Below are 26,064 nucleotides of genomic sequence, written 5' to 3'. Positions count from 1 at the left end.
TTACCGAACAGTGAACACGGTATCCGCAACAATCTGCCCGTTGATCTGCAATTCGACCCGGTGCGGGCCGGGGTAAATAGTGAAAGTCGAAGCATCTTTTTTCAACCGGTGCTGTTTGCGCAATTGCAGGGGGGTCCCTGCCTCGCATTGCGCTTGCTTCCACTTGAAAACCTTGCGTCTTTCAGCGCCACCCGGTTTGTGGAAATACATGACATAGTCTATAAGAACCGGCACGGTCTCCTTACAGAAAACCTCACATGACAACTCAATTGCATCGCCAATGGCAACTTGCCTTGCATCAAGCTGCAACGCGGCCTCGAAATCCAAATCATTGCGATATCCCAAATGTGCCAACGCATTTGCATGCCCTTGTTTAATCAAGGTGCGCAAGGCATGGCGTTCGATCCAATCGAACTCAACCTTGGTCTGCCTTGCCTCCTTTCGCCAAGACTTTAGACGTGCAAGCACAGCGTCTGGTTCAATCTTTGAGATATCATTCAGATGATTTGCAACGGACCGCGTCACATATCTGGTCGGGTCTGTATATAGTATGTCGAGCAGTTCCAAAGGTCGAAGCGGGTCAATCGTGATTCCCTTTGCCCAAGGCAACTTAGGGCGCGTGCCTTCGCTCACCAAACGTCGGACATGGTAGTTTTGATCTTTTGCCCAGCCTATCAGACGCTCCCAGGTTTCATCGGGCCACCGGTTCAGGAACGGGCGAATATAGAACTCCATTGAAAACCGCTTGGTTGCTTCATGGATCAAGTCCAACGCACGTTCGCGGTGCTCCTCAAGCCCATGACGGACAGCAAGTATGCCGGGGACCGCATGGATGAAACGACCGAAATCATCATCGGTCAGGTCGGGATTCAACTCTACCGGCATAGCCACCTCAAGCTGGTCTGCCATCCCTGAAAAATCCGCATTCAGTTGCCCCTGAATGCAGTCCGAAATCCACTCCAACCGCTCCAATAGCTCCCGACTGTCCAGCCCCGGTATGACCGTCGTCATAAACGCCTTGGAATCGAAATCCGGCAAAGCAGCCGCATATTCGGCGGCCAATTCCGACAAGCTTTGCGGATTAAACAGATGATCCTTGAGAGAAAACCGCTCGGCCATGGATTACAACGTCGCGTTGACGCCGCCGCCGTCCAGCAGAATGTTCTGACCAACAATGAACCCGGCATGCTGGCTGCACAAGAATGCGCAAGCGGCACCAAATTCTTCGGCCGTACCATACCTTCCCGCTGGAATCGTCTTGCACCGTTGTGCCTTTGCCTCTTCCATGCTGATCTCCTGAGCCTGCGCCACGCCGCTATCCAACGAAACAGCACGATCAGTCGCGTGAATTCCCGGTAGTAAGTTGTTTATTGTCACGCCGTGTCCCGCAACCTGGCGCGCCGTACCCGCAACATATCCGGTTAGGCCTGCGCGCGCTGAGTTTGACAAGCCCAAAACAGGAATAGGTGCCTTCACGGACTGCGAGGTGATGTTCACCACCCGCCCCCAGCCTCGCTCCATCATGCCAGGCACCAATGCTTTGATTAAAGTGATTGGCGTCAGCATATTGGCATCCAGTGCCTTGATGAAATCCTCCCGGTCCCAATCGGTCCACATACCTGGAGGGGGCCCACCAGCGTTATTAACTAAGATATCGGCATCTTTTGCGGCATCCAAAACAGCCTCTTGCCCTTCAGGTGTGGTCACATCCGCAGCAACCGTCCGAACGTCTACATCAAATTCATCACGAATTTGCTGCGCTGCAACCTCGAGTGCTTCAGAGCCGCGTGCATTCATCACCAGATGCACACCCGCTTGCGCCAATGCACGAGCGCACCCCAACCCCAAACCTTTACTTGATGCGCAGACCAAAGCCCGCTTTCCGTTAATTCCAAGATCCATGTTCTTCCTCACCGTGTATTCGGGTGTTTCTGTGCCACAAGTTCTGGCTTCTGCCTCACAAATGAGAAAATCCGCCACGTCACAATTGACCCCTAATTGTGACGAATTTAACTAATATTAACGTGCTACGTTAGTACCTTCTCAATGTGTAAAGCTCTTATCCGTATGAATTATAGTACCCACAATCCAAAACAAGCGCTTCCTGTATATCGTTCCAAGGATTTTTTTGTTGTTGCAGGCGCAAATGTCGGTGACCCGATCTCCTTCGCAAATGAACTCGATCTCGATGACACTTACGAATTGGGTACGAATGCAACTTTGTCTCAGCTCAATTTGTCAACCGACGGCGAACTGAATTTCAAGGTCAGCGCAGACAGCGCATTAGGCCAACCCGGTGCACAGGTGTGCATGGACAGTTGCCTGACATTAATGTGCGCGACGGGAAATGTTATCGAAGCTTTGATCTGGGTTGAAGTAGATGCTCAAGGGCACATCGCCGAAATCTATGTAATGCCGTTGGCCCCATTCATAACGAAAACCGGATATACCCTGATCGGCATTGATCGCGACAAGGCGATCCGGAAGTTTGCTGAGCTTTCTTGTGTTTCTTTTGCCCGTGATACACGCATCACCTTGGCAAGTGGCGCGCAGAAATCTGTTCAAGATCTTAAAGCAGGCGACCGAGTATTGACACGTTATGACGGAGTGCAACCCATACGTTGGATTGGCCAAACCACCGTACGTGCTGCAGGCGAATTTGCACCGGTTCGGATCAAAGCAGGTGCCTTACACAATTCAAATGACCTGATTGTCAGCCCGGACCATCGCCTATTCATCTATCAACGCTCTGATACAATCGGTGCGGGCCGAGCCGAAATTTTGGTGCGGGCCCGGCATCTGATCAATGGCACAACTGTGGTGCAACATGACGGCGGATTTATCGAGTATTTCCAACTCTTGTTTGATGAACATCAGATTATTTTCGCCGAGGGAATTGCCGCAGAAACGCTGATGATGGATCCACGCACACGCGCGGCCCTGCCTGCAGATCTGGATGATGCCTTACCTTGTGCTGTGCATGAACACCGGCCACATCTCGATTTTGAAATTGCGAAAGACCTGCTGTCACATCCCGACGCTGCAAATATGCTCAAACGTGCCTCGACCATGTAGGCAATCTTTATTGCACCTTAGCCTCTCTCGCTCTATACGGCGCGCATGTTGGATACAGCCTCAAACCGCCCCGATCTACCGTCAGAAATCGCTCGCCGCCGGACCTTTGCGATCATTTCGCACCCCGACGCCGGGAAAACAACCCTGACTGAAAAGTTCCTGCTGTTTGGTGGGGCTATTCAAATGGCCGGCCAGGTTCGCGCCAAGGGTGAGGCACGCCGCACCCGATCCGATTTCATGCAGATGGAAAAAGACCGCGGCATTTCCGTATCCGCCTCGGCGATGTCGTTCGATTTTCGCGAATTTCGTTTTAACCTTGTCGACACACCTGGCCACTCGGACTTTTCCGAAGACACCTATCGCACACTAACAGCCGTTGACGCCGCTGTCATGGTCATCGACGGGGCGAAAGGTGTAGAAAGCCAGACACAAAAGCTGTTCGAGGTGTGCCGACTGCGCGACCTTCCGATCCTGACCTTCTGTAACAAGATGGACCGCGAAAGCCGCGATACCTTTGAGATTATTGACGAGATTCAGGAAAATCTGGCCATTGACGTTACCCCTGCCAGCTGGCCGATTGGTCAGGGACGCGACTTCATTGGTTGTTATGACATGCTCAATGATCGGCTGGAACTGATGGACCGGGCCGACCGCAACAAGGTTGCTGAAAGCATTGAGATTAATGGCCTGGATGATCCGAAACTGGCCGAACATGTCCCCGCAGAACTGATTGACCAGCTCAAGGAAGAGCTGGAAATGGCCCGTGAACTGCTGCCAACGCTTGACCCGCAGGCCGTTCTGGAAGGGCATATGACGCCGATCTGGTTCGGTTCGGCCATCAATTCTTTCGGCGTCAAGGAACTGATGGATGGTATTGGCACCTACGGCCCTGAGCCTCAACCCCAGCAAGCCAATCCCCGACATGTGGCACCCGAAGAAAAGAAAGTCACTGGTTTTGTCTTCAAGGTGCAGGCCAATATGGATCCCAAGCACCGCGATCGAGTGGCGTTTGTCCGCTTGGCATCAGGCCACTTCAAACGTGGAATGAAACTGACGCACGTGCGCACAAAAAAGCCCATGGCGATTGCAAACCCTGTTCTATTCCTCGCGTCTGACAGAGAATTGGCCGAAGAAGCCTGGGCCGGCGATATTATCGGCATTCCAAACCACGGACAGCTGCGTATTGGCGATACGCTAACTGAAGGCGAAGCTCTGCGCGCCACGGGCATTCCGTCGTTTGCGCCAGAACTGCTGCAAAGCTGTCGCGCGGGTGATCCCATGAAAGCCAAGCATTTGGAAAAAGCCCTGATGCAGTTTGCTGAGGAGGGGGCCGCCAAGGTCTTCAAACCTACCTTTGGCTCTGGCTTTATTGTCGGCGTCGTTGGCGCGTTGCAATTCGAGGTCCTCGGCTCGCGGATTGAGCTGGAATACGGTTTACCCGTGCGGTTTGAGCCGTCACAATTCACCTCGGCCCGCTGGGCCACAGGTGAAAAACAACCGCTTGATGCCTTCATCAACGCGAACAAACAGCACATCGCTCATGATCACGATGGCGACACAGTTTATCTGACAAGACTGCAGTGGGACATTGACCGCATCGCCAGGGACTACCCGGACGTGACCCTGTCCGCGACCAAGGAAATGATGGTTTAAACTTTGCACTCGTGCTGATTAACATGGGGCTATGACACAGCCCCACGAGGATCGGCAAAAACCGCTGCAAAACCGCGTCTTACCTACGGGCGAGATCGTGGTCAATTCGGCCCGTGGAACACTGATGGGTAATCGTGGCATTTTGCACGATTGGGACCGGTGCCTTGGAGTCTCGCGTTGGACCCATCAAGCGTGGGTCACTTGTGTCTTGGAATTCAAGAACCGCCACCGCGAGATCATGGCGCCACGCCGATACACCGAATTGTTCTTCTTGGACGAGGCAGTTGCACTCGCAGCAGGGCATCGCCCCTGCGGAGAGTGCCGTCTTGAGGATTACCGGCGTTTCCGGAAATACTGGGATATCGCTCACGGCCCTGCAACTGACTTGAAATCAATTGACCAACAAATGCACCGTGATCGGGTCAATCGTAGGCGTGAACAGGTCCGGCACACTGCAGTACTGGATAATTTGCCAAACGGCGCTTTCATACTGTTTGAGGGCCACCCTCATTTGGTTTGGGATGACAGTCTGCTACGGTATACTCCGCGCGGATATGACAGGACCTTTATTCGCCCAAGAGGTGGGGAAGTTACAGTCTTAACCCCTCTAGCGACTCTACACGTGTTGCGAGCCGGTTACATGCCAGCCGCGCCTCATGCGATGAGCAAAACTCTATCCAGCAAAACCTAGAGTCTAGTCACTAAATTTGTGACAACCTGCCAAGAAATCCAATATCCGGCTTGCACATGCCCAATATGACAGGCATTTTTCCCGCATGAGCAGTAATCCAAGCTGGGGCGTCGTCGCGACGATCAAAGCCCCGACAAAAGATATCCTGAATTTCGCCGCCTATCATCTCGACCTGGGAGCCAGCCGGGTTCACGTTTATCTGGATGAAGATGATCCCGTCGCGCGTACCGCATTGAGTGAGCACCCCAATTGCAGCGCCATTTTTTGTGACGATGCCTATTGGCACCAACGTAAAGGGCGACCTGACCAACACCAGCCCCGTCAATCGATTAACGCAACGCATTGCTACCGGCGCGCGACAGATGTCGACTGGCTGGCGCATATAGATGTTGATGAATTTCTATCGTCCACTCATTCCATTTCAGAGCAGCTTGCGCAGCTTCCAGACGGGGTCACCACCGCACAGGTGCGCCCAATCGAAGCTCTGGCTCCCGATCCGTTCAATCCTCCCCCAGAAGGACAAATATGGGCGAAAGGCTGCAATACCCGCCCAGCCTTACGCCGTAAAGAAACACTGAAAATTTATCCAAACTTTGGCGAACAGCTAAATGGCGGATTCCTGAGCCATGTTGCCGGAAAAATCTTTGTGCGCACCGGTCGACCCGGGATTCGAATAAGAATTCACAACGCCTTCGTGAACGGCAAACGGATGGCAAACGCCCACGAACTGACTGGGATGCGTTTGCTACACTTGCATGCCCCTAGTTGGGCCCATTGGCGTCGCAGCTATCGCTTTCGACTGCAAAAGGGATCTTATCGCGCTGAATTGACCAGCAATGCACGCCAAAGCCAGCAAAAAATCACAATGAACGAGCTGTTTTCAACCATAGAAGAATCCGGTGGAGAAGCAGCATTGCAGGAGTTTTTTACGGAAGTCTGCGTTGCAACGCCAGAATTGCGCGAAAAATTGGAAACCCTTGATCATCTTCACGCCATCTCTCTGGATTTAGATTCGAAGCGAAATCATCACTTCCCCAAGATCGCCCAAGTGGTCAGCAATGGCCAATAAACCACCAGTTTCCTTGAAATAATGGGGTTTAGGCTCCTTCCATTGACCCAAGCCTTTAGTTGGGCTAAATGGTGCTTCACGATGGGTCACAAATCGTGATTATGCGTAGGCCATACGGGCCTGACCCTGACCAGACGCGCGGGCCAGAGCAGTGTCCGCAACAAACGGACACTTATGACCAAGTTTACTGATTTGAACCTGAATCCCAAGGTGCTTAAAGCTGTTGGTGAAGCAGGATATGAAATACCGACCCCCATTCAGGCGGGCGCCATTCCTCCGGCTTTGGAAGGCCGCGATGTATTGGGCATTGCCCAAACTGGCACCGGCAAGACCGCCAGTTTTACCCTGCCTATGCTTTCATTGCTGGCCCGTGGCCGCGCGCGCGCGCGTATGCCGAGAAGCCTCGTACTTTGCCCCACGCGCGAACTGGCAGCCCAAGTGGCAGAGAACTTTGACACCTATTCAAAGCACCTCAAACTGACCAAAGCACTGCTCATAGGTGGGGTCAGCTTTAAAGAACAAGAGGCCATCATCGACAAAGGTGTGGATGTCCTGATCGCCACGCCAGGTCGCCTGTTGGATCATTTCGAACGTGGCAAACTGATCCTGTCAGACGTGAAGGTCATGGTTGTGGACGAAGCCGACCGGATGCTGGATATGGGTTTCATACCCGATATTGAGCGCATCTTTGGACTGACCCCATTCACCCGTCAAACCCTGTTTTTCTCGGCTACCATGGCGCCTGAGATTGAACGTATCACTAATACCTTCCTTTCTGCGCCCGAACGGATCGAGGTTGCCCGTCAGGCCACCGCATCCGAGACCATCGAACAGAACGTAGTGATCTTCAAACACAAGCGCCGTGATCGCGCCGACAGCGAAAAGCGCAAGGTTTTGCGCGCGCTGATCGATACCGAAGGTGACAAATGCACAAACGCGATCATCTTTTGCAACCGCAAAACCGATGTTGATATTTGCACCAAGAGCTTGAAGAAATACGGCTATGATGCTGCCGCCATTCACGGTGATCTGGATCAGTCTCAGAGAACAAGAACGCTTGAATCTTTCCGGAACGGGGAACTGCGCATCTTGGTAGCTTCCGATGTTGCAGCACGCGGGTTAGATGTGCCCTCGGTCAGCCACGTGTTCAACTTTGACGTCCCTGGACACGCTGAGGATTACGTGCACCGCATTGGTCGCACCGGACGAGCGGGCCGTGAAGGCAAGGCAATTACCATCTGCAATTCGCGTGACGAAAAAGCATTGGCCGCTGTCGAAAACTTGATCCAGAAACAGATCCCTCGGATCGACAATCCTGTCAAACCCGAGGAACCCAAGCCACGCAAAGAGGCTAAAGCCCCCGTCGAAGAGGCAGCGGAAAAACCTCGGCCAAATGCGAAGCACGATAAACCGGCAAAGCGCACCCCACGCAAGCCGGACCGTTCGGGTGGAAATCAAGTCATTGGCATGGGCGATCACCTGCCCCAGTTCATCGCTCTTAGCTTTGAAGAGCGCCGCGCGAGTTAAGCTCTAGTTGTGAAGTTTATGGTGGATCGTATATTTCGATATGCGATCACCGGAAAGCTTGCAATTATTAGGTGTGCGCAGCGGCGCTTCCCGCGTAAGCTGCTTCTATGAATAGATTTGTCAAACGGCTGCTCATCCTGATCACACTCTGTGCGGTTTCCATTTTCATTGCACGAGCGATATTTCCGTTGCCCGACATTTCGGATCGCACCGAAAGCCTTTCTATTCCTGCTCAGCTCGATACCACTTTGGGTCAACATATGCTGGCCGATCAGGCATTACACCCAGACAAATCCGGCGTGGCTCAACTGCTCAATAATCATGACGCCCTTGCAAGCCGTCTGGCGCTGATCAATGCGGCAGAGCGTTCCGTCGATGCACAGTATTATATTTGGCATGATGACACGTCCGGCATCTTGATGTTGGATGCGCTTTACCGGGCCGCAAAACGTGGCGTCCGAGTACGCCTTTTGCTGGATGACAACGGCGTGCCGGGGCTGGATTCATTTATGAGCGCCCTGAACGCACGGGACAATTTTGAAATCCGTCTGTTCAATCCATCCACCATCCGCAGCCCCAAACTGGTGGGCTATAGTTTCGACTTTTTCCGTATGAACCGCCGGATGCACAACAAATCCCTGATCGTCGATGGGGCAGCAACGATCATCGGTGGGCGCAACATTGGTGATGAATATTTTCAGGTTGGCGACGACCAGTTCTATATCGACCTGGATGTTCTGGCGACTGGCGCAATCGTGCTCGAAACAGCAGCGGCCTTTGACCTTTACTGGAACAGCCAGTCGGTATTCGACGTGAAAACCATCGTCCCCTACCTTGGCGACATCGGCAAGTTCGAGGCCCGCATCGCGGAAGTAAAAGACAGCGCCGCAGCTAAGGACTTCCTGTCAAAATACGAAAACAGCACAACAAAATATATCAAAGGTGAAGCACGCCTGGAATGGACTGATGTAAAGCTGGTTGTGGACGACCCCTCCAAGGGGCTTGGCGGGGCGAGCAAAGACCAACTGATGATCACCCGCCTGGGCGCCATACTAGGTGATATCGGCATGCGGCTCGATCTGGTCTCAGCTTATTTTGTGCCCGGCAAAAAAGGCACGGAATACCTGTCGAACCTATCGCAATCCGGGATCGATGTCCGGGTGCTGACCAATGCGATGAATACCACCGATGTGCTTCTAGTCCATTCGGGCTATACCAAGTACCGGCGTGATTTACTTGAATCCGACACACGGCTTCTGGAGTTAAAACTCCGCGGCGACCCGCCCGAAAAGGGTGGCAAAATGCCGCCTTTTGGTCTCTCAGGTGCCAGCCTGCACGCTAAAACCTTTGCGGTGGATGGTAAACGCATCTTTATCGGCTCGTTCAATTTTGACCCTCGTTCGGCCATCCTCAATTGCGAAATGGGCTTCCTGATTGATAGCCCCACCATGGCGCAACTTGTCAGCATGGAGTTTGACAATCGGTTGACCACCCTCACCTATGAGCCTGAACTGACGCCCGAAGGTAAAATGATCTGGCGTGAACCGCTCGAGAACGGTGATGTCACTATCTATCAGGAAGAACCCGGCGCAAGTTGGTTTGACCAGATCGCGCTGGTGATGATTGGGTTTCTACCGATTGAATGGCTGCTCTGAGACTAGGCGCTTAGCCGACTGATGATCACCGTCACCTCAGGGCGTTTGCCGATCTCAGCCTGAGTGGTGTTGCGTACCACCCGGCGCAGGCCTTCCTCCAGTTTGTCATCGTCCAGCAGGGTCTTGTTCCCTGCCCGGCCAATAAACTGGCTCAGGTCTTCTTCAAGCACGTCCACAAGCGGCGCACGGCTGGCACCCTCTTCGGCTAGGCCCTTCACCTCGCACCAGGGTTCTCCTAGTGGTTCATCATCCTCGTCAAGGATGACGTTAACCATGACATGTCCGTTTAACGCCATGCGAATGCGATCCCGCACCACACCATCTAAAGCACCAATTTTCACTGTGCCATCCAGATAGGTGCGACCAGTCTCGACATAGTCAACGATCCCGGCCTTGTCCTCGGACAGCTCGACCATCGTGCCGTTGACCGCCAGCACGCCTTTGAACCCATTGCTCTGGCTCAGCTTTACATGCTCGCGCAAATGCCGGTGTTCACCGTGCATCGGCACAACGTAGGTCGGCTGTATCATCTCATGCAATGCACTTAGATCGGGGCGATTCGCGTGCCCGGACACATGGTATTTGCCACTGCTGTCATCGACGACATCAACACCCATTTCGCTATAGCTATTGATGATGCGGATCACACCACGCTCATTGCCCGGAATGGTTTTCGAGGAAAACAGGAACGTATCGCCATCCTTCAACGTGATGCCCCGGTACTTTCCATTCGCCAGCTGCGCGCTCGCTGCGCGGCGCTCGCCTTGGCTACCGGTAACAATCAACATGACATTGCTGCGCGGCATCGCTGTCACATCTTCAGGGCTGATGGTTTTGGGGAAATCTGTCAGAACGCCAGTTTCAATCGAGGCTTCAATCATTCGCCGCATTGCCCGACCCAGAAGACAGACAGAACGCCCAGCCCGCGCGCCAGCCTCAGCCAGTGTTTTGACACGCGCAACGTTGCTGGCAAATGTCGTCGCCACGACCATACCAGTCGCCCCAGCAACCAGCCCTTCAATTTCCCCACCGATCTCGCTTTCCGAGCGGCCCGGATGCGGATTAAATACGTTGGTGGAATCGCACATCAGAGCCAGAACACCCGGCTCCGCTAGACTGCGCCACAGATCTTCATCAAAAGCCTCACCGACAATCGGATCTCGGTCCATCTTGAAGTCACCCGAGTGCACCAAACGCCCATTGGGTGTATCAATTACCAACCCCGAACTTTCCGGGATGGAATGAGAGATCGGCACAAAACCCACCGTGAAAGGCCCGCATTCCACGACCTCAGGCCAAGCCGAGACTGTCTTAACCGCCTGCTCAGAATGACCTTGGTCCGTCATTTTGCGGCGTGCCAGATTGGCCGTGAAAGCCCGTGCATAAATGGGGGCGCCCAACTGGCCGTAGTAGTGCGCGATTGCACCGATATGGTCTTCGTGACCGTGAGTGACAATGACGGCCTCAAGCTGGTCTTTGCGCTCAATTAACCACTGAATGTCTGGCAAGATCAGATCTACCCCAGGGGTACCATCCATATCGGGAAAGGTCACGCCCAGATCGACCAATATCAGCCGCTCTTTGCCCGGCTTACCATAGCCGTAAACATAGGCATTCATGCCAATTTCGCCTGCTCCGCCCAAAGGCAGATAAATCAACCGCTCGTTACTCATGGCTTTTTAGCCTTTCGAATTATGGGCATGGATTACCGTCAGTCCATGCATTGTCAGATCATCTTCGATCACATCAAACAGCGCATCGCCCTGCGCAAAGAGTGGTGCCAGCCCACCTGTACCAACGATGCGCATCGGTGCGTCATGTTCGGCGCGGATACGTTCGCAAATTCCGTTGACCAATCCGATATAGCCCCAGAACACACCCGATTGCATGCAGTCCAAAGTATTCTTCCCGATCACATGTTGGGGCATCGTCACATCGATATGAGGCAATGCTGCAGCTGCGGTGTGCAAGGCTTCTAGAGAAAGGTTCACGCCTGGGGCAATCACGCCACCGATATAGGCCCCGTCACCAGCGACAACATCAAAAGTTGTCGCCGTGCCAAAGTCCACGACGATCAGATCACCACCATGGCGGTCATAGGCGCCTGCCGCATTCACCAGCCGGTCCGGCCCCACCTGTGTGCCCTCGTCCACGCGCGGCTCCACCGGCAAGTCGCACTCGGGCTTGCCGACGACCAACGGGCGGCAGCCGAAAAATCGGTCAGCGAAGACACGCAGGTTAAATACCACGCGCGGCACGGTGGACGAGATGATTACATCGGTGATGTCCACGTCGATGCCATAGTGCTTCACCAGCGTCGAATACCAGGTAAAATAGGCATCCGCCGTGCGCGCATGGTGGGTCGAGGTGCGCAACGTGCACAGGAACTCCGTTCCGTTCCAGATCGAAAACACCGTATTCGTATTGCCGCAATCAATCGCCAGAAGCATGGCAACCCCCGTCAGAAAAACACATCCGCTGCCGGAATGGCGATGCGGGATTTTGCCGTGGATAGTACAAGATTGCCGGTGGCGTCCACCGTCTCGAACGTGCCGGTATGTGTTTCGCGCGTGGTGCGTGCTGTTATCACCTCACCCAACCGTGCAGCGCGGTCCAGCCATGCGGTGCGAATGGGCTCAAACCCATAGGTCGTGAACTGCGCTTCATAGCGTGCATAGGCCGGCGCGAGAAGGTCCAGAAACTCTTCTGGCGTTACCTTTGCACCCGCTTCGGACATCAGTGATACAGGCCGGGTTGCCCCTGCTTCAAGGTCACGCACATCTGGAGCAGACATTAGGTTAACACCGATTCCGATGGCAAAATGAGTCAGTTGTTCACCAAAACCTGAGCTTTCCAGCAAGATGCCCGCCAGCTTACCGCCATTCAGCAACACATCATTGGGCCACTTCAGGCTAAAAATCTCGACCCGCCCCGTCGCGGCGACCAAAGCATCATGCAAGGCCAGCGCGGCTACAAAGGACCGCAGAGCAATCACGTCTGGTCGTTCACTTGGGCGCATCACCAAGGTTGCTGAAAAGTTACCCTCTGGGTTTGCCCAGACGCGCCCTCGACGGCCCCGCCCGGCAGTTTGCCGCAGTGCAAGGATCCACTCAGGTCCACTCAGATCAGCAGCGATACGTGCTGCCTCGGCGTTGGTGCTGTCCACCTCGGCCAGAACACGTCGGCCATAGCCATCGGGCCAGTTATTTGACAAGAGATGCCGCAGCGGCTTCCGCCACTCCCTCAATGCCGAAGAAGTTAACGATGCCCACAACCATGATTGCAGCAGGGACCATCAAGAACACCCAAAGCACCGGTGACCGCCCTGCCCCCAGTGGCTCACGTTCTTCACCAAAGTACATGAAGTAGACAATGCGCAGGTAGTAAAATGCGGCAATAACCGAAGCGATGACGCCAGCGATTGCCAGCCAGGCTAAACCAGCATCGAAGGCCGCCTTAAGCACAAAGATTTTACCAAAGAAACCAAGCATCGGCGGCACACCAGCCAAGCTAAACATCAGAACCAGCATCGCCAAAGCCCGCCCCGGATGCGTGCGCGAATACATATTCAAGCTGTCGATATCCGTTACGGGTTGCCCATCCCGCTCTAGTGTCAGAATGAATGCAAAGGCCCCAATATTCATCGTCACATAGATGACCATGTATTCTAACATGGCCTGCACACCAAAAAGCGACCCCGCAGCCAGTCCCATCAATGCGTATCCCATATGTGCAATCGATGAATAGGCCATGAGGCGCTTGATATCGCGCTGGCCAATCGCAGCGATGGCCCCCAGGAACATTGAGAGCACACTCAGTAACGCGACGACCTGCTGCCAATCCCCAACAACGCCACCATATGCGTCATGCACAACGCGGGCGAACAAAGCCATCGCCGCCACTTTTGGTGCGGTAGCAAAGAAGGCTGTGATCGGTGTTGGGGCACCCTCATAGACGTCAGGTGTCCACATGTGGAACGGCACGGCAGAAACCTTGAACGCCAGCCCCGAGATGACGAAAACCAATCCCAGCAGCAACCCAATCGGCGCTTGCCCCTCAGCCGCTTGAAGAATGCCCGAGAACAGCGTTGTTCCGGCGAAGCCGTAAGTCAGCGAAGCTCCGTACAGCAATAGGCCTGAACTCAGCGCACCCAGCACGAAGTACTTCAGTCCTGCTTCGGTCGATTTGCTGCTATCGCGACGCAAGCTGGCGACCACATAGAGCGAAAGAGATTGCAGTTCCAACCCCATGTACAGCACCATCAGATCACCTGCGCTGACCATTACCATCATGCCGACGGTCGCCAGCGCGATCAGCAGCGGATACTCAAACCGGAGGATATCGCGACGCTGCATGTATTCCTGCCCCATCAGCAGAACTGCAGCAGCACTCACCAAGATCACAATCTTGGCAAAACGTGAAAACCCATCGTCATAAAACATACCATCAAAGGCCGAGCGCGCGCCGTCGCCATTGACACCAATCCAAAGTGCCAAGACCACAAACAACCCCGCCGTGACCCAGGTTAGAAACCCGGCAAACTTGTCTTTGCCGGTATAGGCCACGACCAAAAGCGCCGCCATCGCATAAACCGAGAGAATGATCTCGGGCAGGATAACATTCAGATCCGCCTGCATTGTCACGCCCTCCGTTAGTGCGACGCTTCGGCAACCTGGTTGGCAGCGCCTGCTGCCTCCAGTGCCGTGTCATAGTTTGTAATCAGCGCCTCGACCGAGGGGCCAATGATATCGGTGATCAGGCTGGGATAGACCCCCAGCAGTAAGGTCATCACCACCAGCGGCGCAAAGATCGAGCGCTCGCGTTTACCCATATCGGTGATCGACTTCAGGCTTTCTTTGATCAGATCGCCCATCACGACCCGACGATAGAGCCAAAGCGCATATGCCGCCGACAAAATCACACCGGACGCCGCCACCAAAGCTACCCAAGTGTTGACCTGGAAAATCCCCATCAAGGTCAGGAATTCACCGATGAATCCGGATGTGCCCGGCAAGCCAACATTAGCCATGGTGAAGAACAGGAAGATCAGTGCATAGGCCGGCATTCGATTGACCAACCCGCCATAAGCATCAATCTCGCGTGTGTGCATCCGATCATAGATCACTCCCACACAAAGGAAGAGCGCGCCAGAAATAAACCCGTGGCTCAGCATCTGGAAGATTGCACCATCAATCCCTTGCTGGTTTGCGGCAAAGATTCCCATGGTAACATACCCCATGTGCGCAACCGAGGAATAGGCAATCAGCTTTTTCATATCTGCTTGTGCCAGAGCAACAAGCGAGGTGTAAACAATCGCAATCGCTGACATCCAGAGCACCAGCGGCGTCATCACGTCCGCCCCCACCGGGAACATCGGCAGGCTGAACCGCAGGAAGCCATAACCGCCCATCTTCAACAGGATCGCCGCCAGCACAACCGAACCCGCCGTCGGAGCTTGCACGTGCGCATCTGGCAACCAAGTGTGCACAGGCCACATCGGCATCTTAACTGCAAAGCTTGCGAAGAAGGCGACGAACATCATGGTCTGCATGCCACCGATGATCTGTATTCCCAGCAGGCTGAAGCTCTCTGAATCGAACTCATGCCCCATCAACTTCACAATATCAGTGGTCTGTGCATCAAAATACATCGCCACCATGGCGATCAGCATCAAAACTGAGCCAAGGAACGTGTAGAGGAAGAATTTGAACGATGCATAAATACGTTCTTTGCCCCCCCAGATCCCGATGATCAGGAACATCGGAATAAGCCCCGCCTCGAAGAAGAGGTAAAACAGCACCAAGTCCAATGCCATGAACACGCCCAGCATCAACGTTTCCAGCATGAGAAACGCGATCATGTATTCCTTAACGCGGTTTTCGACATGCCAAGATGCGGCGATCGTCAACGGCATCATGAAGGTCGTCAGCATCACAAACAGCACACTGATCCCGTCAACGCCCATCTTGTATTGCAAGCCAAAGATCCACGCATGGGTTTCGACAAACTGGAAACCGGTGTTGTTGGGGTCAAAGTCGAACAGGATAAACAGCGAGATCAGAAATGTTGCCGAAGTCGCGATAAGGGCAACCCATTTGGCAACGCTCTGCGCCGCTGCATCCTCACCACGCAGAAATATCGCCAGAATGGCGGCTGCGACCAGCGGGATGAACGTAACAAATGACAGCAGATGAGATTCCATCAGTGCGCCCCTCCGCTGAGCGTCATCCAGGTCACAAAGACCGCAATTCCGATCACCATCGCAAAGGCATAGGTGAAGATATATCCTGACTGTGCCCGCCCAGCGAGACGGGTGAAGAACGGCACAATGCCCATGGCCACGCCGTTCAACGTGCCATCGATGACTGTTCCGTCCCCGCGTTTCCATAGGAAATGAGCGATACGCTTGGCCGGACGCACAAACAAAAAGTCATAGATCTCGTCAAAGTACCATTTGTTCAAAAGGAACAGGTACAGCGGCCGCTGTACCTCGGCCAGACGACCGGGCAGAGATGGGTTCCAGATGTAAAACCAGACGGCAATGACAAACCCGATCAACATGGCAATAAACGGGCTCGTTTTGACCCACTTGGGTACGTAATGAGCTTCATTCAAAACATCATTACCCATCGCCGCATAGATCGCGCCTTCGCCGGGCTCACCTGCCAGCACATAGTGGGGCTTGGCGTCCTTGCCGTGATCATCCGCTTTATCAGCAACATTGGTTTCTTCAGCATGATCATCATGCCCGGCATCGTCTCCATGATCATCCGCCTTAGCATGATCATCACCGTGCTCTTCCCCATGATGCTCCTCCGCGTGGTAAGGCACATCAAAGAACTTGGCGACTTTCTCGGTTTTGCCAAAGAAATCGTTGTACCAAAGCATCCCCGCAAACACCGCACCCATTGCCAACACGCCAAGCGGAACCAACATTACAGTTGGGCTTTCATGGGCATGCTCATGCGTATGCTTGTCGCCGCGCGCCTCGCCATAAAACGTCAGGAACATCAAACGCCAGCTATAGAAGCTGGTGAACAACGCCGCGATCACCAGCATCCAGAAGGCATAGCCGCCGTTTGTGCCGGCATAGGCGCTTTCAATTACCGCGTCCTTGGATAGAAAACCGGCAAAGCCAATGGTGGTCAGCGGGATGCCGACCCCGGTGATAGCCAATGTACCGATCATCATCGCCCAGAAGGTATAGGGCAGTTTTTTACGCAGCCCGCCATAGTTCCGCATGTCCTGCTCGTGGTGCATCCCGTGGATGACCGAACCGGCCCCAAGGAACAGCATCGCCTTGAAAAACGCGTGGGTGAACAGGTGGAACATCGCGACTGAGTAGACCCCAACACCGGCGGCCACGAACATGTACCCCAGCTGCGAGCACGTTGAATAGGCGATCACACGCTTAATATCGTTCTGCACCAGACCAACGGTGGCGGCAAAGAACGCAGTTGACGCACCGATGAAGGTGATGAATCCCGTGGCTTCAGGCGCGTATTCCATGAGTGGAGACATGCGGCAGACAAGGAAAACCCCGGCCGTGACCATGGTCGCCGCGTGGATCAGCGCCGATACCGGCGTTGGGCCTTCCATCGCATCCGGCAGCCAAGTGTGCAGGAACAGCTGTGCCGACTTGCCCATCGCTCCGACGAACAGCAGGAAGGCCAGCACATTTGCAGCGTTCCAGTCAGCCCACAAGAACGTCAATGTCATGTTCGCCAATTCCGGCGCCATGGCAAAGATCTCGTCGAGCTTGATCGAGTCGGTCATGAAATAGAGACCAGCAATACCCAGAACAAAACCAAAGTCACCCACACGGTTGACGACAAAAGCCTTGATCGCGGCCGCGTTGGCGCTAGGCTTACGGAAATAAAAGCCGATCAACAGATATGAAGCCAGACCAACCCCTTCCCAGCCGAAGAACATCTGCAGCAGGTTGTCAGCGGTCACCAGCATCAGCATCGCAAAGGTAAAGAGGCTCAGATAGGCGAAAAACCGGGGCCGATAGCTCTCGTTGTCGCCAAAATTCTCATCATGCGCCATGTAGCCCATAGAGTAGAGATGCACCAAGGCCGACACGGTATTGATTACAATCAACATAATCGTGGTCAGCCGGTCCACACGGATGGACCATGACGTATCAAGCGTGCCCGACTGCACCCACGTCATGATATGCACGGCCTCGGCCTCGGTTGCACCCTGCAAGAACACAACCCAGCTCAGCAAAGCCGCCAGCATCAGCAGGCCCGTGGTTAGCCACTGCGCACCCTTGTCGCCGATCACCCGCCAGCCAAAGCCCGCGATGATGGCCCCGATGAGAGGCGCAAAGAGGATAATCTTGTAAATCATCGGATGCTCAGCCTTTCATCACATTCACGTCTTCCACGGCAATCGTGCCCCGATTGCGGAAGAAACAGACAAGGATCGCCAGGCCAATCGCCGCCTCAGCCGCGGCAACCGTCAAGACAAACAGGGTAAAGATCTGCCCGACCAGATCACCAAGATGCGCCGAAAAGGCGACGAGATTGATGTTCACCGACAGTAGCATCAGCTCGATCGACATGAGCAGGATGATCACGTTCTTGCGGTTCAGAAAGAGCCCGAAAATCCCGATGACAAACAGGGCCGCCGCCACCGTCAGGTAATGTTCAAGTCCGATCATCGTCTTACCACTCCAGCCCGGGATATCCGTGTTTCCTACAAGTATGTTGCGCCAGTGGCGCAACCGCATCATCCGCCGCGAAGCCATGCGAAAGTGGCTCATCGGGCAGTTCGGGCAAGCTGGTGGGGGCATCAGCGCCCTCATAAGCCAGCCCATATTTCTTTTCTGAGCAGTCAAAATGATAAATCAGATGCTCAGTGCCTTCGGCCCCCTCTTTGCGGCTGTGCAATTGCACCATGCCATCACCGAAATCCTTACTCGCCGCTTCGAAATGCTGGTTCACAACATCGAGCGGGTTCAAAATCTCATCTTCCGCGGCAGACACATGGCTTGCTATCAGTAGGGCAGAAAGCGCCGCGACAATCTTATTTGTGATGTTCAGATAAGCTCTCATGATCACAGCCCCTGCCCCGGTTTGACGTCTTTCAACTCCATCGCTTTGGCCGGATCGCGGTACATCTGCGCCAGCACATCCTGACGTTTGACATCCTTGCGGTGGCGCAGAGTCAGTACAATCGCACCAATCATTGCCACCAGCAGGATCAAACCTGACAGCTGAAACAGCAGAAAGTATTTGTCGTAGATCAGCAATCCAAGTGCGGCGGTATTTTCCACGCCTTCTGGTACTATGGCCTGACGTGCGGCGTCTGCCCCCTCGGATTCGTGCCACGCACCTAAGACCATGCCAAACTGCATTAGCAATACGATCCCGATCAGTAGCGCCAGCGGCATGTATTTCGCCATCTCAGCTTTGAGTTCGGCAAAATCGATGTCCAGCATCATCACCACGAACAGGAACAGCACCGCGACCGCGCCAACGTAAACGATGATCAGTAGCATCGCGACGAATTCCGCCCCAAGCAGGACAAACAGCCCCGCCGCGCTCAAAAAGGACAAGATCAGCCACAGCACCGAATGCACCGGGTTGCGGCTGATCACGGTGAAGAGCCCCCCGGTCAACAGACAGATCGCAAACAGATAGAAACAGAATGCGGCCATGGTTATCCCTCTTTGTCTTTTGGCTCGGCCTCATCCAGAACCTCGCGCGCGTAATCCATCGCGCGGTTCATGGATGGGATGCCAGCAAACATCGCCATATGGGCAATGGTTTCAGCAATTTCATCTTTGGTGGCACCAGCCTCAAGGGCGTGGCGCACTGTCAGGCGGATCTGGCTGTCGCTCTGCGCCCCCAGCATGGTCAGACCAGCAAGCGTCAGAAGCATGCGCGTCTTGGCGTCCAGACCGTCCTTGTTGACCCCTTTGCCGAAACTCATTTCCATGAATTCCTTGGGCATGGTGGGCCACAGCTTTTCAAACCCTTTGGGTGAAAACGACTCGAGCGTCGGGTTCAGGCTTTTCGCCATCTCCTGCGCCTGCGCCATCATTTGTTCAAAAGGGTTTTTAGGATCGGTCATCGGTACGGTGCATCCATTTCCAGATTGCGGGCAATCTCGGCCTCCCAACGTTCTCCGTTGTCGAGCAGTTTTTCCTTATCGTAAAACAGCTCTTCGCGGGTTTCGGTGGCAAACTCAAAGTTCGGCCCTTCGACGATGGCATCTACTGGGCAGGCCTCTTGGCAGAATCCGCAATAAATGCATTTCGTCATGTCGATGTCATAGCGCGTGGTGCGGCGGCTGCCGTCATCGCGCGGCTCGGCATCGATGGTAATCGCCTGCGCCGGGCAGATCGCCTCGCACAGTTTACAGGCAATACAGCGTTCCTCGCCATTGGGATAGCGGCGCAGCGCATGTTCACCCCGAAAACGTGGTGACAGCGGCCCCTTTTCATGGGGGTAGTTCAGCGTCGCCTTGGGAGCAAAGAAGTATTTCAGCCCCAGTTGAAAGCCCTTGATGAAATCCTTGAGCAGGAAATAGCCCGCGGCCCGGTTATAATCGATCTGTGTCATGGATTATCCCCCAATCGCCCAGCGGGCCCAGAAGCCGCCAAGCACCTCGAATTTTGCCAGGAACGACACGATCACCACCCAGCCAATGGACAGCGGCAGGAACACTTTCCAGCCGATCCGCATCAACTGGTCATAGCGATAGCGCGGGGTGATCGCCTTGACCATGGCGAAGATAAAGAAGAAGAACGCCATCTTCGCCACCATCCACAACACGCCATCGGGCAGCCCCGGAATGGGTGACAGCCAGCCACCAAAGAACAGCAGCGACATCAGCGCACACATCAGGAAGATCGCAATATATTCCCCGGCCATGAACAACAGGAAGGGTGTCGAGGAGTATTCCACCTGATAGCCCGCCACCAGTTCCGACTCCGCTTCTGGCAGGTCAAACGGCGGACGGTTGGTTTCAGCCAATGCCGAGATGAAGAACAAGAACACCATCGGGAAGTGCGGTAGCCAATACCAGTTGAAAAGCCCCCAATCGCCGTCTTGCGCGGCTACGATGGCACCGAAGTTCATCGAACCGGTCGAAATGATCACACCAATGATGATCAAACCCAGCGAGACCTCATAAGAAATCATCTGCGCGGCAGAGCGCAGCGAGCCAAGGAAAGCGTATTTGGAGTTTGACGCCCAACCACCCATGATCACGCCGTAAACCTCGAGCGAGGACATCGCGAACACAAACAGAATGGCAACATTGATATCGCTGAGCACCCAGCCTTCGTTGAACGGAATGACAGCCCAAGCCATAATGGCCAAAACAAAGCTGGTCATTGGGGCCAGCATGAACACCGGTTTGTCGGCTCCCGCTGGGATCACTACCTCTTTGACCACATATTTCAGCGCGTCAGCCACCGATTGCAGCAGGCCGTAGACCCCTACCACATTGGGGCCGCGGCGCATCTGAACAGCCGCCCAGATCTTGCGGTCACCGTAAACTAGGAACAACAGCGAGATCATCACGAACGCAACCACGGCCAAGCACTGTGCCACGATCAGTACCGCAATCCCAAATGGGGTCGTCAAGAATTCAGCCATCAGGTCCTCGCACCCTCGATCAATCGTTTGCCGCTTGTTATGCGGCTTGTGTTCATTTGCCCAGCCGGTCGCCGCCCGGCTTTGGCGTATTCATATCAGTGCTGGCGCAGATTACTCCGCCGCCAGTGGTTTACCACCGCGCGCTTTCACACCGGCGCTCAACTCTGCCATCAGCGCGCTGGATCGCGCGATTGGGTTGGTCAGATAGAAATCTTTCACCGCACTGCGGAAATCGGCATCACCCAGATTATCCGCTTCGATCGCCTGGCATTCGTTTTCTGGCACCGTATCCAGTTTTGCCAGATGTGGCACTTCGGTCACCAGCGCCTGACGCAGCTGCGCCATGCTGTCATACGGCAATGCATTGCCCAGTTCACCCGACAACGCCCGCAGGATGGCCCAATTCTCCTTGGCCTCACCCGGCGCATGCCCCGCGCGCAAGGCCAACTGTGGCCGCCCTTCAGTGTTGACGAACAATCCGGATTCCTCGGTATAAGCAGCCCCCGGTAGGATCACATCAGCGCGATGGGCACCCCGGTCACCGTGGCTACCTTGATAAATGACAATGCTACCGGCATCGATTTCGACCTCATCTGCACCAAGGTTATAGATCACCTCAGCGCCTTCAATCGCCGCCTCCATGCCACCCTCGGTCACCGCACTCACATCCATCGCGCCCACACGTGAGGCGGCTGTGTGCAAGACCATCAGCTCGGAATTTGTTTCCGTTGCCAATTGCTGCGCTGCTGCCAGAACGGCGAGCCCGTCCGCTTCCCGCAAGGCACCCTGCCCGACAATCACGGCAGAAGGCTGATCCATGACTGCACCATGTTCCTTGCCCAGCAGGCCAGACAGCGCCGCACGGTCCGAGCCGACGTGAGCGTAATCATAGGTTAGATCAGTAGCTTCGCCGATCAGGCCAATCGTGGCCCCCTTGGTCCAGGCCTTGCGAATGCGTGCATTCAGAACCGGTGCCTCAATCCGTGGATCCGTGCCGATCAACATGATGTACTTGGCATCATCAATCTCTTCGATGCTGGCGGTGCCGACATAGCCCGAGCGATTGCCTATCGGCAGGCGCGCATTATCAGTGCGGCATTCCACCTTACCTCCTAGCCCTTCAACCATCTGCTTCAGTGCAAAGGCCGCTTCAACCGGGACCAAATCACCAATCAAACCGGCAATCTTCTTGCCGGTCATCGCCTCAGCTGCTTTCGACAGGGCCTCGCCCCAGCTTGCAGGGCGCAGCTTGCCATTTTCACGCACATATGGCCGGTCCAAACGCTGACGGCGTAGACCATCCCAGACAAAACGTGTCTTGTCGGAAATCCATTCCTCGTTCACACCATCATGATTGCGCGGCACGATCCGCATCACTTCGCGGCCCTTGCAATCCACACGAATGTTGCTTCCCAAAGCGTCCATCACATCGATGGTTTCGGTCTTGGTCAGCTCCCACGGGCGCGCGGTAAAGGCATAGGGTTTTGAAACCAGCGCCCCAACAGGGCACAGGTCAATGATGTTGCCCTGCAGGTTGCTATCCAGCGTTTCACCTAAGTAAGACGTGATCTCAGAATCTTCGCCACGACCCGTCTGGCCCATCTGGGTAATACCTGCGACCTCGGTCGTGAACCGCACGCAGCGTGTACAGGAAATGCAGCGTGTCATATGGGTTTCGACCAGCGGCCCCAGATCCAGATCATCCACCGCGCGTTTGGCTTCGCGGAAGCGGCTGAAATCCACGCCATAAGCCATCGCCTGATCCTGCAGGTCGCATTCGCCACCCTGATCGCAAATCGGGCAATCCAGCGGATGGTTGATCAGCAGAAATTCCATCACCCCTTCGCGGGCCTTTTTGACCATTGGTGAATTGGTCTTCACCACAGGCGGCTGGCCTTCGGGACCGGGGCGCAAATCGCGCACCTGCATAGCACAAGAGGCCGCCGGTTTCGGCGGCCCGCCAACGACCTCAACAAGGCACATCCGACAATTTCCCGCAATCGACAGCCGCTCGTGATAGCAAAAGCGCGGCACTTCAATGCCCGCCTGCTCGCACGCCTGAATCAGGGTCATCGCCCCGTCCACTTCGATCTCGTTATCGTCGATGATGATTTTGCGAAGGTCAGTCATCGGTTCTCACTTTGCTCTCAGTAACACGCCAATTTGGCTGTTCTTTTTGATCTCTCCGTGCCCCAGTTTGCACAAGGACGCATGGTCCAGATTGCTGGCGCCCCGGCTTTTATAGAACGCATTCCGGCGCTCACGCATCTCGGCCTTGTTCTGCTTGTTATTGAGGTACGAGCGGATCTCTTTCTCGCTGTACCCGCGCTCGCGCGCGATGTCCTTAAGGTCATTGACATAGCCCCGAGCAGCAAACACACGCACGCCAATGCTGTCGCAGGCACGGTTGATCTTTTCTGCCACTGCCACAATCAGCAGCCCGTGATTTATGTCATCTTCATTCTTTAGTCCGGCCTGCGCCTGAACCGCTGTGCTGCTCAACATAGCTGCGAAAACGAGTGGTGCAATCATACGCATTTGATATCTCCTATATGACAGGCAGAAGGTAACGGTGAGTTCCGCCCTTCTGCTGACATGCAGATGGTGTAACATACGTTGGTTATGCAATAACAACGCATGTATCCTCCTGATATCGCAACATTTCTTACCACGTCACACAAGACCCCGTCAGCTTCAGATCGCTACCGGACAAATTCAGCGTCCCGTTCTCCGCATCCGGTCCCTGTACCCAGTTAATCTCGGATGTACCAAAATTTTTCAAACAGTACTTTGTGCCTTCAACACGGCCCGCTTCGCGCGCTCCCTCTATTCCTTTGGTGGCCCGTTTCACCGTCACAACAAAACTCTGCCGGTCATCCGAGGCGTGCTTTGCCTTTGACGGGTAGTAGATACCATTAAAATACACACGCGATTTTTTCTCGGTACAAGCCGATACCATCATCAGAGCGGCCAGACAGACGAGGACAATTCTCATCACACACCACCTTGCCGAACCATCGGCATAAAATCATATGAATTCCACAGGCGCATCATTGTCTCAAAAGGCCTTTCCGATGGCTGCAAGTCCCAGCAGTAAACAGCACAGCCAGCCCGCGACATAGATGAACGAGCGGGGCCCCATATTCGGTTTGCCGATGCCTTTGACATGCACCACCACTAACGCGATCCGGCTGATGAAAAAGATTGATGCCAGCCAGTTGACGAATGCCGGGTCGACCCCGGCAAGAATCGCGGCAGCCGTCACCGCGACAAAAAAGCCGATGGTTTCTGACAGATTCAGATAAGCGCGGTGCCAACGATAGGTCTCAAGACCATAGTCTTGCTCTGGCGATGCCCCCGGCGCCAGCCCCAGTTTTTGCTTCCGCAGTGCTGTGAGCGGCGACATCACCAGCCCCATTATGGCTGTGCCCGCAAGCGCAACAATCGCATGTCCGTATTGGCTTAAATCTTCCATGGTCTCACTCCGCTGCCATCGCACCCATCCGGCCCGATTTCTGGGCCTTGATGCGATCTTCTATTTCTTCCCGGAAATTGCGGATCAACCCCTGTATCGGCCAGGCTGCGGCATCGCCAAGCGCACAGATCGTGTGCCCCTCAACCTGTTTGGTGACCGAGAAGAGCATGTCAATCTCTTCCAGCTCCGCCTCGCCGCGCACTAGACGATCCATCACTCGCATCATCCAGCCGGTGCCTTCGCGGCACGGGGTACACTGGCCACAGCTTTCGTGTTTGTAAAACTTGCTGAGCCGCCAGATCGCTTTGATGATATCGGTTTGCTTGTCCATCACGATTACGGCAGCAGTGCCAAGGCTTGAGCCTACATCCCGCAGCGCGTCAAAATCCATCACCGCATCGCGCATGTTTTCTCCGCGCACACAAGGTACCGAAGATCCACCGGGGATCACCGCCAACAAATTATCCCAACCGCCGCGAATACCGCCGCAATGCTTGTCGATCAGTTCCTCGAACGAAATCGACATTGCTTCCTCGACGACACAGGGGTTGTTCACATGGCCTGAAATTCCAAACACCTTGGTGCCCGCATTGTTCGGACGGCCAAAACTGGCGAACCAATCTGGCCCACGGCGCAGGATAGTTGGCACAACCGCAATCGATTCCACGTTATTCACTGTGGTCGGGCAACCATAGAGCCCCGCTCCCGCCGGGAACGGCGGTTTCATACGTGGCATGCCTTTTTTACCTTCAAGGCTTTCCAGCAGCGCGGTTTCCTCGCCGCAGATATAGGCGCCGGCACCATGCGCCAGATAAAGATCGAAGTCATAACCAGACTTGCATGCATTCTTGCCGATCAAGCCTGCCTCGTAAGCCTCATCAATTGCAGCCTGCAGGGCCTCGCGCTCACGAATATATTCGCCGCGGATATAGATGTAACAAGCATGCGCGCCCATCGCGAAGCTGGCGATCAAGCAGCCCTCCACAAGCGTATGGGGATCATGGCGCATGATCTCGCGATCTTTGCAGGTGCCGGGCTCGGATTCGTCTGCATTCACTACCAGGTAAGCCGGTCGCCCATCGCTTTCTTTTGGCATAAACGACCATTTAAGGCCCGTAGGAAAGCCCGCACCACCACGACCACGCAATCCGCTGGCTTTGACATGATCAATGATCCAATCGCGCCCGTTTTGCAGGATCTTCGCCGTGCCATCCCAATGACCGCGCGCTTGCGCGCCCTTCAGGCTACGGTCATGCATCCCGTAAAGGTTGGTAAAGATACGGTCCTGGTCGTTCAGCATCCCG

Annotated in this window: 25 protein-coding genes; 6 read left to right on the top strand and 19 right to left on the bottom strand. The window is 54.7% G+C overall.

The annotated features are described in order from the left end of the window. Both ROA7450_RS12165 and ROA7450_RS12160 read right to left on the bottom strand, forming a co-directional pair. A complete protein-coding gene (locus ROA7450_RS12165; RefSeq protein WP_085806118.1) occupies window positions 1-1,119 on the bottom strand; it encodes a YhaZ family DNA alkylation repair protein in 1,119 nt (372 codons plus the stop codon). Between the two features lie 3 nt (window positions 1,120-1,122). After that, on the bottom strand, window positions 1,123-1,902 hold the full coding sequence (locus ROA7450_RS12160) for an SDR family oxidoreductase (protein ID WP_085806117.1): 780 nt from the start codon (window positions 1,900-1,902) through the stop codon (window positions 1,123-1,125). A gap of 165 nt (window positions 1,903-2,067) precedes the next feature. Here ROA7450_RS12160 and ROA7450_RS12155 point away from each other — a divergent pair, with 165 nt between their 5' ends. The 6 genes from ROA7450_RS12155 to ROA7450_RS12130 all read left to right on the top strand — a co-directional run bounded on the left by ROA7450_RS12155 (window position 2,068) and on the right by ROA7450_RS12130 (window position 9,670). Beyond that, window positions 2,068-3,075 carry a Hint domain-containing protein gene (locus tag ROA7450_RS12155; protein WP_085806116.1) on the top strand — a complete coding sequence of 336 codons (1,008 nt, stop codon included), beginning with the start codon at window positions 2,068-2,070 and terminating at the stop codon, window positions 3,073-3,075. Between the two features lie 45 nt (window positions 3,076-3,120). Further along, window positions 3,121-4,728, top strand: a complete 1,608-nt coding sequence (locus ROA7450_RS12150; RefSeq protein WP_085806114.1) for a peptide chain release factor 3 — start codon at window positions 3,121-3,123, stop codon at window positions 4,726-4,728. A gap of 31 nt (window positions 4,729-4,759) precedes the next feature. Then, window positions 4,760-5,419, top strand: coding sequence for a hypothetical protein (locus ROA7450_RS12145; RefSeq protein WP_085806112.1), 660 nt, complete (start codon window positions 4,760-4,762; stop codon window positions 5,417-5,419). A gap of 85 nt (window positions 5,420-5,504) precedes the next feature. Beyond that, window positions 5,505-6,488, top strand: a complete 984-nt coding sequence (locus ROA7450_RS12140) for a glycosyltransferase family 2 protein (protein WP_085806110.1) — start codon at window positions 5,505-5,507, stop codon at window positions 6,486-6,488. Between the two features lie 174 nt (window positions 6,489-6,662). Continuing rightward, on the top strand, window positions 6,663-8,015 hold the full coding sequence (locus ROA7450_RS12135) for a DEAD/DEAH box helicase (RefSeq protein ID WP_085806108.1): 1,353 nt from the start codon (window positions 6,663-6,665) through the stop codon (window positions 8,013-8,015). Between the two features lie 107 nt (window positions 8,016-8,122). After that, complete coding sequence (locus tag ROA7450_RS12130; RefSeq protein WP_085806106.1) at window positions 8,123-9,670, top strand: phospholipase D family protein; 1,548 nt, start codon at window positions 8,123-8,125, stop codon at window positions 9,668-9,670. Between the two features lie 2 nt (window positions 9,671-9,672). Here the strand turns inward: ROA7450_RS12130 and ROA7450_RS12125 are convergent, their stop codons facing one another. The 17 genes from ROA7450_RS12125 to nuoF form a co-directional block, all read right to left on the bottom strand. Continuing rightward, window positions 9,673-11,343 carry a ribonuclease J gene (locus tag ROA7450_RS12125; RefSeq protein ID WP_085806104.1) on the bottom strand — a complete coding sequence of 557 codons (1,671 nt, stop codon included), beginning with the start codon at window positions 11,341-11,343 and terminating at the stop codon, window positions 9,673-9,675. Between the two features lie 6 nt (window positions 11,344-11,349). Next, window positions 11,350-12,120, bottom strand: a complete 771-nt coding sequence (locus ROA7450_RS12120) for a type III pantothenate kinase (protein ID WP_085806102.1) — start codon at window positions 12,118-12,120, stop codon at window positions 11,350-11,352. Window positions 12,121-12,131: 11 nt separating this feature from the next. After that, complete coding sequence (locus ROA7450_RS12115) at window positions 12,132-12,884, bottom strand: biotin--[acetyl-CoA-carboxylase] ligase (RefSeq protein ID WP_085806100.1); 753 nt, start codon at window positions 12,882-12,884, stop codon at window positions 12,132-12,134. Then, complete coding sequence (nuoN, locus tag ROA7450_RS12110) at window positions 12,874-14,307, bottom strand: NADH-quinone oxidoreductase subunit NuoN (protein WP_085806098.1); 1,434 nt, start codon at window positions 14,305-14,307, stop codon at window positions 12,874-12,876. The genes ROA7450_RS12115 and nuoN overlap by 11 nt, the downstream gene beginning before the upstream one ends. Window positions 14,308-14,321: 14 nt before the next feature. Next, window positions 14,322-15,872, bottom strand: a complete 1,551-nt coding sequence (locus tag ROA7450_RS12105; RefSeq protein ID WP_085806096.1) for an NADH-quinone oxidoreductase subunit M — start codon at window positions 15,870-15,872, stop codon at window positions 14,322-14,324. Beyond that, window positions 15,872-18,022, bottom strand: coding sequence for an NADH-quinone oxidoreductase subunit L (gene nuoL, locus ROA7450_RS12100; RefSeq protein WP_143534443.1), 2,151 nt, complete (start codon window positions 18,020-18,022; stop codon window positions 15,872-15,874). Before nuoL ends, ROA7450_RS12105 begins: the two co-directional genes overlap by 1 nt. A gap of 10 nt (window positions 18,023-18,032) precedes the next feature. Next, window positions 18,033-18,338: an NADH-quinone oxidoreductase subunit NuoK gene (nuoK, locus tag ROA7450_RS12095; RefSeq protein ID WP_073032336.1), complete on the bottom strand. Its 306-nt coding sequence runs from the start codon at window positions 18,336-18,338 to the stop codon at window positions 18,033-18,035. A 4-nt stretch (window positions 18,339-18,342) separates the two neighbouring features. Then, window positions 18,343-18,732, bottom strand: a complete 390-nt coding sequence (locus ROA7450_RS12090) for a hypothetical protein (protein WP_085806092.1) — start codon at window positions 18,730-18,732, stop codon at window positions 18,343-18,345. 2 nt (window positions 18,733-18,734) lie between these two features. Further along, the gene (locus ROA7450_RS12085) at window positions 18,735-19,337 is read right to left on the bottom strand and encodes an NADH-quinone oxidoreductase subunit J (RefSeq protein WP_200812958.1); all 603 of its coding nucleotides are present in this window, start codon (window positions 19,335-19,337) and stop codon (window positions 18,735-18,737) included. A 2-nt stretch (window positions 19,338-19,339) separates the two neighbouring features. Then, window positions 19,340-19,753, bottom strand: a complete 414-nt coding sequence (locus ROA7450_RS12080) for a carboxymuconolactone decarboxylase family protein (RefSeq protein ID WP_085806088.1) — start codon at window positions 19,751-19,753, stop codon at window positions 19,340-19,342. Then, complete coding sequence (gene nuoI, locus ROA7450_RS12075; RefSeq protein WP_085806086.1) at window positions 19,750-20,244, bottom strand: NADH-quinone oxidoreductase subunit NuoI; 495 nt, start codon at window positions 20,242-20,244, stop codon at window positions 19,750-19,752. The genes ROA7450_RS12080 and nuoI overlap by 4 nt, the downstream gene beginning before the upstream one ends. 3 nt (window positions 20,245-20,247) lie before the next feature. Continuing rightward, the gene (gene nuoH / locus ROA7450_RS12070) at window positions 20,248-21,285 is read right to left on the bottom strand and encodes an NADH-quinone oxidoreductase subunit NuoH (RefSeq protein WP_085806084.1); all 1,038 of its coding nucleotides are present in this window, start codon (window positions 21,283-21,285) and stop codon (window positions 20,248-20,250) included. A gap of 111 nt (window positions 21,286-21,396) precedes the next feature. After that, complete coding sequence (gene nuoG, locus ROA7450_RS12065; protein WP_085806082.1) at window positions 21,397-23,415, bottom strand: NADH-quinone oxidoreductase subunit NuoG; 2,019 nt, start codon at window positions 23,413-23,415, stop codon at window positions 21,397-21,399. A gap of 6 nt (window positions 23,416-23,421) precedes the next feature. Next, entirely contained in the window at window positions 23,422-23,823 is a 402-nt protein-coding gene (locus ROA7450_RS12060) for a DUF5333 domain-containing protein (protein WP_085806080.1), read from the bottom strand. Window positions 23,824-23,950: 127 nt separating this feature from the next. Continuing rightward, window positions 23,951-24,280 carry a hypothetical protein gene (locus tag ROA7450_RS12055; RefSeq protein WP_085806078.1) on the bottom strand — a complete coding sequence of 110 codons (330 nt, stop codon included), beginning with the start codon at window positions 24,278-24,280 and terminating at the stop codon, window positions 23,951-23,953. A 63-nt stretch (window positions 24,281-24,343) separates the two neighbouring features. After that, entirely contained in the window at window positions 24,344-24,760 is a 417-nt protein-coding gene (locus tag ROA7450_RS12050) for an MAPEG family protein (protein ID WP_085806076.1), read from the bottom strand. 4 nt (window positions 24,761-24,764) lie between these two features. Then, window positions 24,765-26,060, bottom strand: a complete 1,296-nt coding sequence (gene nuoF, locus ROA7450_RS12045; RefSeq protein ID WP_085806074.1) for an NADH-quinone oxidoreductase subunit NuoF — start codon at window positions 26,058-26,060, stop codon at window positions 24,765-24,767. Between the last annotated feature and the right edge of the window lie 4 nt (window positions 26,061-26,064).

It is taken from the genome of Roseovarius albus (genome assembly GCF_900172335.1).
GTDB classification, from domain to species: Bacteria; Pseudomonadota; Alphaproteobacteria; order Rhodobacterales; family Rhodobacteraceae; genus Roseovarius; species Roseovarius albus.
The sequence above is the reverse complement of the archived record's forward strand: the minus strand, read 5'-3'. Positions and strand labels throughout refer to the sequence as shown.